Source organism: Neotabrizicola sp. VNH66 (assembly GCF_049445895.1).
GTDB lineage: Bacteria > Pseudomonadota > Alphaproteobacteria > Rhodobacterales > Rhodobacteraceae > Pseudogemmobacter.
In genome coordinates this window covers 23611-36670 of record NZ_JBMSDW010000005.1, presented here as the reverse complement: position 1 = coordinate 36670, position 13060 = coordinate 23611, and the positions used below count along the sequence as shown (strand labels likewise).

The window sequence follows — 13060 nt, the reverse complement described above, 5'->3', positions numbered from 1 at the left end:
CAGAACGGCGGAAAGATCAGAACGGGCTGTCGGGGAAGTAGAAGCGTTCGGCGTTCTCCGGCGTGATCAGGGTCGAGCCGATGATGAACCGGCCATAGACCGGCGTGGACGACACGAAGCGCAGCGCCGTCATCTCGATCGCGGCGGAAATCAGCGCCGGCGGATAGGTGACATCGACCGGCAGCTGCGGATCCTTGTCCATGATCCGCTTGACGATTTCCTTCATCCCGGCGCCGCCGATGATCCACATCTCCTCGGTGCGCCCCGCCTGAGCAATGGCTTCCATCGCGCCGATAGCCATGTCGTCATCGGCCGCCCAGACGGCGTCGATCTGCGGATATTTCGACAGATAGTCCTGCATCACGGTGAAGGCGTCGTCGCGGTTCCAGTTGCCGTGCTGCTTGTCCAGAATCTCGATGCCCGAGCCTTCGATGGCTTTTTCGAAAGCATCCACCCGCTCGTTGTCCAGGGTGGTGGGGATGCCGCGCAGGATCACGATCTTTGCGCCCGAGGACAGGTTGGCCTTGAAGTAATCGCCCGCAACCCGGCCGAAAGCGGTGTTGTCGCCCGCCACATACAGATCTTCGATGCCTTCGATGGCCAGACCGCGGTCGGCCACGGTCACCCATTTGCCCGCATCCTTCACCGCCTTCACCGGCCCGGTCAGCGGCTCGCTCTCAAAGGGCAGGATCACCAGCCCGTCGATGTTGCGGGTGGCCAGCATATCCTCAAGGTCATCGACCTGCTTGCCCGGCTCGCCCGCGGTGGCGAGGACGAATTTCAGCTGCGGATAGGTGGCCTCCAGCCGCTTGATGGTTTCCTGCGCGTGCCAGTTCAGCCCGCCCATAAAGCCATGCGTGGCCGAAGGGATCGAAACCCCGATGGTATAGGTCTGGTCCTGCGCGGCCACCTTGGTTGCCGTGGCCGCCCCCACGGCCAGAACGGCGGATGCCTTGAAGAATTGACGACGTTCCATGTCTTCCTCCCATGTTGCCGCGCGTCCGCGGCGTGATCACCGCCCTTCGGCAGTGGATTTCCGCCGTTGCAGCACAACGGCCAGCACGATGATGACCCCCTGGATCGCGCCGTTCAGATAGGGCGAGACCAGATCGGCCAGATTCAGGATGTTGTCGATCAGCGACAGGATCAGGACGCCCACCACGGTGCCCCAGACCCGGCCATAGCCGCCCTTCAGCGCGGTCCCGCCGATGATGACCGCGGCAATCGCCTCCAGCTCCCACAACAACCCGGTGGAACCCGAGGCCGAACCGAGCCGCGGGACGTAAAGGATGGTGGCCAGCCCGACGAGGATGCCGAGGAGGACATAGGTCATGAGGAGCACCCGCTCCACCTTGACCGCGGAATAGCGGGCGACCTTGTCGTTCGACCCGATGGCCTCGCAATAGCGGCCGAACCGGGTGTGGCGCATGGCGATTTCACCCAGAATGGCCACCACGGCAAAGACGATGATCGGCCATGCGATGCCGAAGGGGCCTTCGTAATAGACCGGGCGATAGAACTGCCGCGCCTCGAAATCGAGGCTGAGCGTGCCGCCATCGGCGATCCATGTCACAAGGCTGCGGAAGATGCCCATGGTCCCAAGGGTAACGATGAAGGGCTCGATCCCCGCCCTTGTGACCAAGAGCCCGTTCCCCAGACCCGCCAGAAGCCCCACGCCAAGCGCCACCGCCATGCCCGCCAGGACAAGGCCGTAACCAATGCCCATGATCGGGATCAGATAGTTCATCGCAAGGATCATCATCCCCGCGATAAAGGCCGCCATCGAGCCCACCGACAGGTCCAGCCCGCCCGAGGTGATGACGAAGGTCATGCCCACGGCGATCATCCCGATGAAGGCCGACCGGGCCAGCACATTGGTGATATTGCCCGCCGACAGAAAGTTGGAATTGAGGAAGGCGCCCAGCAGGATCAGCAGGACGAGCGCCACCACAGGGCCAAGGGTGGAAAGATCAGGCTTGCGCATCAGTGGCGGTCCTTTCGGCAGGGCCGGTTTCCATGGTCCCCATCACCAGCCGCACCACGGCGGTCTCGGAGATGGCACTGCCTTCCAGCTCACCCGCGACACGGCCCTGCCGCATCACCAGCACCCGGTCGGACAGGCCAAGGATTTCGGGCATGTCGGATGAAATGACGATCACGCTCCGCCCCTCGCGGGCGAGACGGTCGATGAAATGGTAGATCTGGCTTTTGGTGCCGATGTCGATGCCGCGGGTGGGTTCGTCGATGATGATCACCTCCGGCTCGGGCAGCATGATCTTTGCCAGCAGCAGCTTCTGCTGGTTGCCACCGGACAGGTTGCCCACGGCCATGTCCCGCCGCGGGGCACGAATGTCGAAATCGCCAATGGCCTGCGTCAGCGCCGCCTCTTCCGCCACGCGGCGGATCAGCGGTGTGCCAAAGCGCGGCAGGGTCGAAAGGGTCAGGTTCTCGCGCAGGGTCTTGCCCAGCAGAAGCCCGCGTTCCTTGCGGTCCTCGGTCAGATAGGCGATGCCCTGTTCGGCGGCCTGCGCCACATTGCGCAGCGTAATCTCGGTGCCGTTGCGCAAAACACGGCCGCTGTGCGGGCGCAGGCCCACCAACCCCTCGGCCAGTTCGGTGCGGCCCGAGCCCACAAGCCCGGAAATCCCCAGCACCTCGCCCCGCCGCAGCCGGAACGACACGTCTCGGACCAAGGGCGGCACATCGAAGCCTTCGACCTCCAGCACCGTTTCGCCAAAGCTGGCGCGGCGCGGCGGAAAGATGTCCTTCAGGTCACGCCCCACCATGGCGGTGGCCATTCCGTCCTCGGTCAGCTCGCCCCGCAGGGCCTGCCGCACCACGGCCCCGTCGCGCAGAACGGTGATACGGTCGGCCAGATGGGTGACTTCCTCCAGCCGGTGCGAGGTGTAGAGAAGCGCCACCCCGGCCGCCCGCAGCCGGTCGATCGTGCGATACAGGATCTCGACCTCGCGCCCGGTCAGCACGGCTGAGGGTTCGTCCATGATCAGGACCCGCGCCTTGCGCGACAAAGCCTTGGCGATTTCCACCATCTGGCGGTCGCTGACCGGCAGGTCGCGGATACGGGCATCCGGGCTGACCCGGCATTCCAGCTGATCCAGCAGCGCCTGTGCCCCCTCGCGCATGGCGCGGTGGTTCAGAAACCATCCCCCCATCTCGCGCCCCAGCCAGATATTTTCGGCCACGGTCAGGTCTTGCGCGAGGTTGAATTCCTGATGGATGACGACGACGCCCATCCCCTCGGCCTGGGGACCCGAGCGGAAGGGCGCCGGCGCCCCATCCAGCAGCACCTGCCCCGAGGTCGGGTCCAGATAACCGCCGAGGATCTTCATGATGGTGGATTTCCCGGCGCCGTTCTCGCCGATCAGCGCATGCACCTCTCCGGGATACAGCGCAAAGTCGATGCCGTGCAGCACCTCGATCGGGCCAAAGGACCGCCGCACATCCTGAAGGGCCAGCGCGGGCGTCATATGCGGACCCATGCGCCGTTGCGCTTGCCCGATTGCACGCAGGCCGCGACAAAGCGCATCCCCGAAAGCCCGTCGGTCAGCGTGGGATAGAGCACGCCGTCGGGCGCGGGCTGGCCCGCCTGCCGGGCGCGGATGGCGCGGGCGGCTTCGGCATAGATATTCGCGAAAGCCTCCAGATAGCCTTCCGGATGGCCACCCGGCACACGGCTGACGCGCTGCGCCTCGGGCCAGGCGCCTGCGCCGTTGCGGGTCAGCATCTGCTTCGGCTGGCCCAGCCGGGTGAACCACAGCCGGTTGGGGTCTTCCTGCGACCATTCGATCCCGGCCTTTTCGCCGTAAATCCGCAGCCGCAGCCCGTTCTCATTCCCCGGTGCCACCTGTGACGCCCAAAGCGTGCCCTTCGCCCCGCTGCCATAGCGCAGCATCACATGGGCGTTGTCGTCCAGCATCCGGCCCGGCACGAAACTGTGCAGATCGGCGGCCAGCGTCTCCGGCTCTTCCCCCACGACAAAGGCGGCAAGGTTCCACGCATGCGTCCCGATATCGCCAAGCGCGCCACCCAGACCGGCCCGCGCCGGATCGGTGCGCCATTCCGCCTGTTTCGAGCCCTTGGCCTCGACCGGCTCGCTCAGCCAGTCTTGCGCATATTCCACCTGCACCAGCCGCAGCGGACCCAGCTCTCCGGCTGCGATCATCGCCCGGGCCTGCCGGATCAGCGGATAGCCGGTGTAATTATGCGTCAGTATGAACAGCGCCTGCGATGCTTCGGCCGCCTTTTGCAGCTTCTTCGCCTCGTCCAGCGTGGCGGTCAGCGGCTTGTCGCAGATCACATGGATGCCGCGTTTCAGAAACTCGATGGCCGGGGCGGCGTGCATGTGGTTGGGCGTGACGATGGCCACCGCCTCGACCCCGTCCTTCCGCCGCACCTCGCGCTGCGCCATGGTGCGGAAATCGTCATAGCTGCGGGCCGGGTCCAGCCCCAGATCGGCGCCCGAGGCCCGCGCGCGTTCGGGATCGGAGGACAGCGCGCCGGCCACCAGCCGGAACTGCCCGTCCAGCCGTGCGGCAAAGCGGTGCGTCTGCCCGATGAACGCGCCTTGCCCGCCGCCCACCATGCCCAGCCGGATCGGTTCCATTCAGCCCTCCAGTCCCAGCATCCGCCGGTTCGCCGCCCGGTCGGTGGCGGCCCCGGCGAAATCATCAAAGGCGCGCTCCGTCACGCGGATGATGTGATCCCGCACGAAGGCCGCGCCTTCGCGCGCGCCGTCCTCGGGGTGTTTCAGGCAGCATTCCCATTCCACCACGGCCCAGCCGGGGAAATCGTATTGCGCCAGCTTCGAAAAGATCGCCCCGAAATCCACCTGCCCGTCGCCCGGACTGCGGAAGCGTCCCGCCCGGTCCACCCACGACTGGAACCCGCCATAGACGCCCTGCCGCCCGGTCGGGTTGAACTCGGCATCCTTCACATGAAACATGCGGATGCGGTCGTGGTAGATGTCGATGTGGTCGAGGTAATCCAGCTGCTGCAGCACGTAATGCGACGGGTCGAACAACAGGTTCGCGCGCGCATGGTTTCCGGTGCGCGCAAGGAACATCTCATAGCTGATGCCGTCGTGCAGATCCTCGCCGGGGTGGATCTCATAGCAGATGTCCACGCCGCACTCCTCGGCATGGTCCAGGAGGGGCAACCAGCGGCGGGCCAACTCGTCGAACGCCTCTTCCACCAGCCCCGGCGGGCGCTGCGGCCAGGGGTAAAGATAGGGCCATGCCAAAGCGCCGGAAAAGCTGGCCATCGCGGTCAGGCCCAGATTGCGGCTGGCGGTAAGCGCCAGTTTCACCTGATCCGCGGCCCAGTCGGCCCGTGCCGCCGGGCGCCCGCGCAGGGCCTCGGGCGCAAAGCCGTCGAACAGCGCGTCATAGGCCGGATGGACCGCCACCAGCTGGCCCTGAAGATGGGTCGAAAGTTCGGTCAGCAGCAGGCCGTGATCCGCCAGCCTGCCCTTCACCTCATCGCAATAGGCGGGTGAGGTCGCCGCCAGCGACAGGTCCAGAAACCGCGCATCCAGCGTGGGCATCTGCACCCCCGCATAGCCACACTCCGCCGCCCATCCGGCAATGCCGTCCAGACTGTCGAAAGGTGCGGCATCGCCGATGAACTGGGCAAGGAACAGGCCGGGGCCTTTGACCGTCCGCATCCGCTCCTCCCCCAGCATCAACGAAATGTAATCGGTTACAAGAACGATAGACGCGGCATGTAATCGGTTGCAAGATGATTCTTGCAACGCCATGCTGGTTGTTGATTGAGCGGCGTCCCGCCCCGCCGTATGGAAGGCGCATGAAGCACGAACGGCCAAGGATCAGTGATGTTGCCCGTCTGGCGGGGGTCTCCACCGCAACGGTCAGCCGCACCCTGTCCAACCCGGCCCTTGTCAGCGAAGAGACCCGCGCCGCCGTGGCCGAGGCGATCCGTGCCACCGGCTACCGGCTGAACCATGCCGCGCGCAACCTGCGCCACCGCCGCACCGGGGGCATCGTGGCTCTGGTTCCCAATCTGGCCAACCCGTTCTTTTCGCAGATCCTGTCGGGCATTGCGGCGGTGCTTGGCCCGGCGGGATACAATCTGCTGGTGGCCGATACCCGCACCGCCGACCCGGAGACGCTGCTGGCCTATGCCGAACCGTCGCGCGCGGACGGGCTGATCGTGCTGGACGGCGCCCTTCCGGCCGAGGCGCTGACCCGGGTTCCCGTGGTCGAGGCCTGCGAATGGGTGCCCGGTCTGGCCGCCCCGCGGGTGAAGATCGACAATCGCGCCGCGGCCCGGCTGGCCATCGACCATCTGGCCGATCTGGGCCACCGCCGCATCGGCCATGTCGCAGGCCCCGAAGGCAATGTTCTGGCCGAGGCCCGTCTGTCCGGCACGCGCGAGGCCTTGCGAGACCGCGGGCTGGTTCTGGAGGAGCATGCGCTGTATCCCGGCGATTTCGGCCTCGACTCCGGGCGCCGCGCAGCCGCGCTCTGGCTCGCGCAGCCGCGCGGCACGAGGCCGACGGCGATCTTCCTCGCCTCGGACGAAATGGCCTGTGGTTTCATCGGAGAGGTGCAGCGCCACGGCCTGTCCGTCCCGCGCGACCTTTCGGTCGTCGGCTTCGACGATATCGAGTTGATCGCCCATATTTCTCCGCCGCTGACCACGATCCGCCAGCCCCGGTCCGACATCGGCCGCGCCGCCGCGCAGCGCCTGTTGCGCCGGATCGACGGCACCGAGGACACCACCGAAGACACCATTCTGGACGTGCGGCTGATCATCCGCGACAGCACTGCCCGGCTGTGACCGCCGCTGATTTCCCGCTTGACCTTCCCATGAGGCAAGGCGCTATCCCTGTGCGGCCCAGCAAGGACAGAACCATGGAATTCCGTGTCGAGAACATGACCTGCAGCGGCTGTGTCCGCGGCGTGACCCGTGCCATTCAGGGGCTGGACCCCGCGGCAGAGGTGAAAACCGATCTCGATAACCGCAAGGTCGAGGTTGAGACGGCAGCCCCCCGCGCCGCCGTCATCGGCGCGCTGGCCGAAGCCGGGTTCACCGCGGTCTGAGCGCCTCATCAGGCAGGGTATAGACGGCAACCCGCCCGAAGCTGCGCACCTCATGCAGGCCAAGGGCTGTCAGCGGCTGCATGGCCGCCGCCGCCGCCCCGGGGCCGATGATGACCGGCGGGCCAAGAACCTTGGCCGCTTCCTGCAACCGTGCGGCAAGGTTCACCGCGGGGCCATGGGCGGTATAGTCGATCCGCGCGCCAGAGCCGACATCGCCCAAAATGGCTGGCCCCGTCTCCACCCCCACCCGGGTGCGGCCCAGGCCCAGTTCGGTTTGCAGCGTCGCAGTGGCCGCCACGATCTCGGCCGCGGCACTCAGCGCGGCATCTACATGGCCGGGCTGATCCAGCGGCGCGTTGAACAGCGCATGGACCGCATCGCCAACGATCTTGTCCACCATGCCGCCGTGGCGCAGAACCGCCGCCGTAACCACGCTGAAATACCGGTCCAGACAGGCGACCAGCGCCTCCGGCTCCATCGTGGCGGTCAGGGCGGAAAAGCCCTCAAGGTCGGTGAACAGTGCTGTCACCACCCGCCTTTCACCCGACAACCGCAGAAGATGCGGGTTTTCGGCCAGACGGGTGACCACCGCCCCGGGCAGGACCTGTCCCATCCTTGCGCGCAGCGCGCGCTCGGCCCGGGCGCTGCGGGCGGCGCGCAGGACCACGGCGGCGAGCGCGGACCCGGCCAGCACCGCGGGCGGCCCGGCGGGATCGGCCAGCAGGCCGGTGGCCAGATGCAGCGCGAAGGCCCCGCCCGCCCAGACTGCACCCATCCCGAAGGCCAGCGCCACGGCCGCAACCGGCGCCAGCCGCAGCACGGCAACAGCAAGCCCTGCACCGAAGAGGACCAAAGCCGCCGCTTCGGCCCATGGGGCCATAGCAGGACGGTGCGGCAAGGCCCCCGCCAAGAGCCCTTCGGCCAGATCGGCCGCGATCTGGACCGAGGGATACAGCGGGTCCGCCGCCGTGGGCCGCAGCCCGCCCCGCTGCGGCAGCGATGATCCGACGAAAACCACCGCCCCCTTCAGCTCGCCCTCGCGCAGCCGGCCCGCCACCACCGCCTCGGCCGGAAGGGTGCGGGCCAGACGGGCGGCCGCATCGCGCGGGCGAAAGCGCAACGTGGCCCCTGTCTCCAGCGGCAGGACCAGCCTATCGGACCGCAGCACCAGCCCCTCCGCACCGCCCGATATCACGGGCAGCGCCAGATGCCCCGCCCGGCGCAAAGCCTCGACCGGAAGGACGGGAAAGACCGTTCCCGCGGCCGAGACCGCAGCGGGCACCACGCGCACCCGGGCGGCATCATCCGCCGGCAGTGCGGCCGAGGCCAGCGTGGCCGCCGCGGCAAAGCCTGCACAGGGCGCCTCGGCCCCCGGGGCGGACCACAGGAACGGCCGCGCCGATTCCGCCACGGCAAGCGGCGGCGCGGCGGGCGCGGGTCCCGGTTGGCCCGACAGCAGAAGGCCCAGCACATTGGGCGCGGCCATCAACCCTGCGGCCAGCGCCGCATTCGCAGGGTCTTCCCCGCAATTCCCGGCAAAGACGATGTCCCAGGCCACCACGGCCGGCCCGGCCGCGGCCAAAGCCTGCGCCAGCCGGGCCGAGGCCGCGCGGTCCCACGGGCGCCCGTCCTCATCCGCGGCGCCGATGTCGATGACCCGCACCGGAACCGGAGGCGCAGGCGCGGCCAGTATCATCCTGTCGAACACCCGCTCCTGCCAGCCGGTCAGCCAGCTAGGCGCCCGCGCCAAAAGCGCCGCTCCGGCCAGGCACAGGGCCAGTGCCACGATCCCCGCCGCCGACCGGCGCAGAAGATCAGCCATCCGCGGCAGCCTCGGCCCGCAGGGTAGAGAGGTTGCAGGTGAAGACGCCGCCTGCCTCGGTCAGCACGCCCTCATCGCGGAAATCCTGCAGCACGCGGTTCACCTTCGGACGGCTGGCCCCCAGAAGGGCGGCCAGCTCGCCCTGGCTCATCCCCGGGGCAAGGCTGGCGTCTTCCGGGATGTCCTCGCCATGCAGCTGCGCCAGCGCGAACAGGAAGAACCGCGCCACCCGGGCCCGAAGCTGGTAAAGCGCGATCCCCTCCAGCTGCGCCGTCGTCTCGCGCAGCATGGCGGCCAGATGGGCCAGCGCGCTTTCGTTCAGCGCGGGGTGACGGGCGGCGATCTCCCGAAAGGCACGGCGGGTCAGGACGAACCCCTCGACCGCCGTGATCGCGGTCGCATCGGCAGACCGCGGCTGGCCGTCAAACAGCGCCAGTTCGCCCAGCATCTCGCCGCCTTCGGCCTGCCGCAGCGCCAACTCGCGCCCGGCGGCCGTCAGCAGCGCGATCCGCACCCGCCCGTCAGCCAGCGCGACCAGCCAGTCGCCACTGTCACCCCGCTGGAACAGCATCTCGCCCGGCTGCCAGCGGCGCGGCTGCGCGGCCAGCGCCAAAGCCTCCAGCGCCTCGGGCGGAAGGCCTGCAAACATGCGGAAGGATTTCCAGAAGCCCCGGCCAGCCATGCGCCCCCCTGTGCCGCAGCCATGCTGCGCCATGGGGCGGCGGGCGGCAAGCCCTGCGGCGGATCAGGGGGTCAGACCGAGCGAGGCGAAGGCCTCTTCCACCCGCGCCGCGCCCCAGACCACCACCTCGCCCGGGGCGGCGCCTGCGGCGAGTTCCACCCCGTCACCCGGGTTCAGAACCCGCGTGACGCCCGCGCCGGTGACGGCAACCTGCCCGCGCTGGCAGAAGACGGCCCATACCCCCCGGCTGGGTCCGGCGAAGAAGCGGGTGCCACGGACGCCGATTTCACCAAATCCGGTCTCGAACACCAAATCGACCGGCGGCAGGCTATCATCGCGGTCAAAGACCAGCGCCCCGCCCGAGGCCCCGGAGAGCGTGATCTCTCCGCCCACATCGGCCAGCCATGAGGTCAGCACCACCTCGGTCGCGGGACCAAGGTTCAGCTTGGTGTCCTCTTGCAGAATCAGCAGCGCCAGCGCCGCCTCTCCTGTGGCAACCGTATCCCCGTCCGACAGCTTGTCACCGGGCGCCATGGGCAAGGTCTGGCCCATATGCGTCAGGCTGGCGGCACCGCTCACCTCCTGCGCCAGACCGATCGGCGCCTCGGCCCGGGCCAGATGCGGCAAAAGCGGCACCAGCGCGGCGCCGAGAAGCGTGGAACGGCGGGTCAGATGCGGCATGGAATGCTCCTGTCAAAACGGGGGATCAAACGGTCAGGCCCACAAGGGCAAAAGAATCCTGCACCCGGCCCGGCGACCATTCGGCCACCGGCGGAGGCGCGGGCACACCGCCCAACGGCGGTTGCACGCCCATACCCGGACCGGGCACGGAGACAGGCGGCGGGCCAGAACCGGGCGGTGGCGGCACAGGGCTTCCCGGCTCCACCACCAGAACGGCGGGCTTCAGATCCAGGCCTTCGCCCGCGGCAAGGCTGGCCAGCAGGACGCCGCCCCGCGACACCTCGGCCCCGCCTTCCTTCACGAAGACGGCACCCTGTCCAACACTATCCAGAAACACCCGTGAGGCGGCCAGCATCACCTCAAACTCCTGCCCGTCGCCGGTGGCGCTGACAAGGATCGGCGCCGCAGTGCTGCGCCGGTCCACCACCGCGATCCCGCTGATGTTCAGGCTGGAGAGGGAATCGGCCGCGGAAATCTCCACCTCCGTCCGCTCTCCGGCGTTCACCCTTGTGCCATCGGCCAGCGCCAGTTCCGCCAGACTGCCGCGCCCGGTGTGCAGCCGCGATCCCGGCGCCAGTGCCGCCCCGGGTTTCAGCGGAGAAACCGCGCCATCGGCATGAAGGATCGCCCCCTCGCCACTGGCGGCCACCACCACGGCCGAAGCCGAAGATGCCCGTGCCGCCGCCGGAAGGGTCGCGATCAAAGGGGCAAGAATCAGGATACGGCGGGAGATCATGGCAGGCCGGGGCAAGGGTTCGGGCCGCAAAACCCTATGCCGCATGCGCCCTTGCGGCAAGTTCCGCCGGGAACAGGGTCAGCCGCCCGCCATCAGCGCGGCCAGCACCGCCTGCGCGCTGGCGCTGTCCCATTCAGCATCGCCGATCAGCCGCGCCACCTCCTGCCCATCGGGGTTCAGGATCACCGTCACCGGCAGGCCCATGACTCCCATCGCCCGCGACAGGCCCGATTTCGGGTCGCGCAGCACCGGCAGATTGGCAATCGCCGCCTCGTCATAGAACCGGCCGATGGCGGCCGGATCGTTGCGCCCCGTCGCCACCGGCACCACAGCCAGATCGGGGATCGCCGCCTGAAGCCGGTCCAGCGAGGGCATTTCCCGCCGGCAGGGCGCGCACCATGTGGCCCAGAAATTCAGCACCACCCATTTGCCGTGATAGTCGGACAGGCTGGCAGGCTGGTCGTCCAGCGTGACCAGCGCGGCCTCGGGCACCGCGACCGGCGCCTCGTGCAGGGCCAGTTTCTGCATGTCGCCTTCGCGGAGCGTTGCGGCCTCCTGTGCCAGCCCCGGGTTTGCACCAAGCGCCAAGGCCGTATAAAGCACCGCCAGAGTTTTCCGCATCGCAACCTCCCGCCCGATAGGCCCGACCATGACCGCTTCCGACACGTCCAAAGCCGCCAACCAGATGTGGGGCGGGCGTTTCGCCGAAGGGCCGGACGCGATCATGACGGCGATCAACGCCTCGATCGGGTTCGACAAGCGGCTTTACGCGCAGGACATTGCCGGGTCGCGCGCCCATGCCGCCATGCTGGCGGCAACGGGCATCCTGACGGATAGCGATGCAAAGGCCATCGGGGAAGGCCTGCTCACGGTCTTGTCAGAGATCGAGGCCGGGACGTTCGAGTTCCGCACCGATCTGGAAGACATCCACCTGAACGTGGAATCCCGCCTGACCACCCTGATCGGAGAGCCGGGCAAGCGGCTGCACACAGGGCGGAGCCGCAACGATCAGGTCGCGGTCGACTTCCGCCTTTGGGTGCGCGATCAATGCGATGCCGCGATTTCCGGGCTGACCGCGCTGATGCAGGCCTTCCTGGCGCAGGCCGAACAGGGGGCCGATTGGGTCATGCCCGGCTTTACCCATCTGCAGACCGCGCAGCCGGTGACCTGGGGCCACCACATGATGGCTTATGTCGAGATGTTCGGCCGCGACCGTTCCCGCTTCATCGATGCCCGCGCGCGGATGAACGAATGCCCCCTCGGCGCGGCCGCGCTGGCCGGCACTTCTTTCCCTATCGACCGGCACATGACGGCGACGGCGCTTGGCTTTGACCGGCCCACGGCCAACAGCCTTGATTCGGTCAGCGACCGGGATTTCGCGCTGGAATTCCTGTCCGCCGCCTCGATCTGCGCGATGCACCTGTCGCGCTTTGCCGAAGAGCTGGTGATCTGGTCCTCGGCCCAGTTCCGCTTCGTCCGGCTCAGCGACCGCTGGACCACCGGGTCGTCGATCATGCCGCAGAAGAAGAACCCCGATGCGGCCGAACTGCTGCGGGCCAAGCTGGGCCGCATCCTTGGCGCAACAGTGGCCCTCTTCACCATCATGAAGGGCCTTGCCCTGACCTATTCCAAGGACATGCAGGAAGACAAGGAACAGGTCTTCGACGCCGCCGACAACCTGATGCTGGGGCTGGCCGCGATGACCGGCATGGTCAGCGACATGACGGCGAACCGCGCCAGCCTGACCGCCGCCGCCGCCAGCGGATTCTCCACCGCGACCGATCTGGCCGACTGGCTGGTCCGCCGCCTTGGCCTGCCCTTCCGTGAGGCGCATCATGTGACCGGCGCGCTGGTCGCCATGGCCGAAAAGGCCGCGATCGACCTGCCGGAACTGACCCTGGCCCAGATGCAAAGCGTTCACGCGGGCATCACGGACGAGGTGTTCGGCGTGCTTGGGGTTGAGAATTCCGTGAACTCCCGCACCTCCTACGGCGGAACGGCGCCGGTCCGGGTGCGCGAACAGATTGCCCGCTGGAAGGCCGCGCTGGCCTGAGGCA

At 68.0% G+C, this 13060-nt stretch carries 13 protein-coding genes; 3 read left to right on the top strand and 10 right to left on the bottom strand.

Annotated features, from left to right (window positions below; all coding sequences use genetic code 11):
* Positions 1-16 precede the first annotated feature (16 nt).
* From ACO2Q5_RS08705 to ACO2Q5_RS08685, 5 genes are read right to left on the bottom strand one after another with little or no spacing between them, the layout of a single operon-like run.
* Positions 17-976, bottom strand: coding sequence for an ABC transporter substrate-binding protein (locus ACO2Q5_RS08705; protein ID WP_423289985.1), 960 nt, complete (start codon positions 974-976; stop codon positions 17-19).
* Positions 977-1012: 36 nt separating this feature from the next.
* Complete coding sequence (locus ACO2Q5_RS08700) at positions 1013-1984, bottom strand: ABC transporter permease (protein ID WP_423289983.1); 972 nt, start codon at positions 1982-1984, stop codon at positions 1013-1015.
* Positions 1971-3488 carry a sugar ABC transporter ATP-binding protein gene (locus ACO2Q5_RS08695; RefSeq protein ID WP_423289981.1) on the bottom strand — a complete coding sequence of 506 codons (1518 nt, stop codon included), beginning with the start codon at positions 3486-3488 and terminating at the stop codon, positions 1971-1973. Before ACO2Q5_RS08695 ends, ACO2Q5_RS08700 begins: the two co-directional genes overlap by 14 nt.
* Entirely contained in the window at positions 3485-4624 is a 1140-nt protein-coding gene (locus tag ACO2Q5_RS08690) for a Gfo/Idh/MocA family protein (RefSeq protein WP_423289979.1), read from the bottom strand. The genes ACO2Q5_RS08695 and ACO2Q5_RS08690 overlap by 4 nt, the downstream gene beginning before the upstream one ends.
* Positions 4625-5683 carry a sugar phosphate isomerase/epimerase family protein gene (locus tag ACO2Q5_RS08685; protein WP_423289977.1) on the bottom strand — a complete coding sequence of 353 codons (1059 nt, stop codon included), beginning with the start codon at positions 5681-5683 and terminating at the stop codon, positions 4625-4627.
* 140 nt (positions 5684-5823) lie between these two features.
* Between ACO2Q5_RS08685 and ACO2Q5_RS08680 the strand changes: the two genes are divergently transcribed.
* Positions 5824-6819, top strand: a complete 996-nt coding sequence (locus ACO2Q5_RS08680) for a LacI family DNA-binding transcriptional regulator (RefSeq protein ID WP_423289975.1) — start codon at positions 5824-5826, stop codon at positions 6817-6819.
* Positions 6820-6893: 74 nt separating this feature from the next.
* Positions 6894-7082: a heavy-metal-associated domain-containing protein gene (locus ACO2Q5_RS08675; protein ID WP_423289973.1), complete on the top strand. Its 189-nt coding sequence runs from the start codon at positions 6894-6896 to the stop codon at positions 7080-7082.
* Here ACO2Q5_RS08675 and ACO2Q5_RS08670 read toward each other — a convergent pair.
* The 5 genes from ACO2Q5_RS08670 to ACO2Q5_RS08650 all read right to left on the bottom strand — a co-directional run bounded on the left by ACO2Q5_RS08670 (position 7069) and on the right by ACO2Q5_RS08650 (position 11624).
* Entirely contained in the window at positions 7069-8904 is a 1836-nt protein-coding gene (locus ACO2Q5_RS08670; RefSeq protein ID WP_423289971.1) for an adenylate/guanylate cyclase domain-containing protein, read from the bottom strand. The genes ACO2Q5_RS08675 and ACO2Q5_RS08670 overlap by 14 nt on opposite strands.
* A complete protein-coding gene (locus tag ACO2Q5_RS08665; RefSeq protein WP_423289969.1) occupies positions 8897-9586 on the bottom strand; it encodes a Crp/Fnr family transcriptional regulator in 690 nt (229 codons plus the stop codon). The genes ACO2Q5_RS08670 and ACO2Q5_RS08665 overlap by 8 nt, the downstream gene beginning before the upstream one ends.
* 63 nt (positions 9587-9649) lie before the next feature.
* The gene (locus ACO2Q5_RS08660; RefSeq protein ID WP_423289967.1) at positions 9650-10267 is read right to left on the bottom strand and encodes a hypothetical protein; all 618 of its coding nucleotides are present in this window, start codon (positions 10265-10267) and stop codon (positions 9650-9652) included.
* Positions 10268-10292: 25 nt separating this feature from the next.
* Positions 10293-10970, bottom strand: coding sequence for a hypothetical protein (locus ACO2Q5_RS08655; protein WP_423289965.1), 678 nt, complete (start codon positions 10968-10970; stop codon positions 10293-10295).
* Positions 10971-11081: 111 nt separating this feature from the next.
* The gene (locus ACO2Q5_RS08650; protein WP_423289963.1) at positions 11082-11624 is read right to left on the bottom strand and encodes a TlpA family protein disulfide reductase; all 543 of its coding nucleotides are present in this window, start codon (positions 11622-11624) and stop codon (positions 11082-11084) included.
* A gap of 28 nt (positions 11625-11652) precedes the next feature.
* Between ACO2Q5_RS08650 and argH the strand changes: the two genes are divergently transcribed.
* On the top strand, positions 11653-13056 hold the full coding sequence (gene argH, locus ACO2Q5_RS08645) for an argininosuccinate lyase (RefSeq protein ID WP_423289961.1): 1404 nt from the start codon (positions 11653-11655) through the stop codon (positions 13054-13056).
* Positions 13057-13060 lie beyond the last annotated feature (4 nt).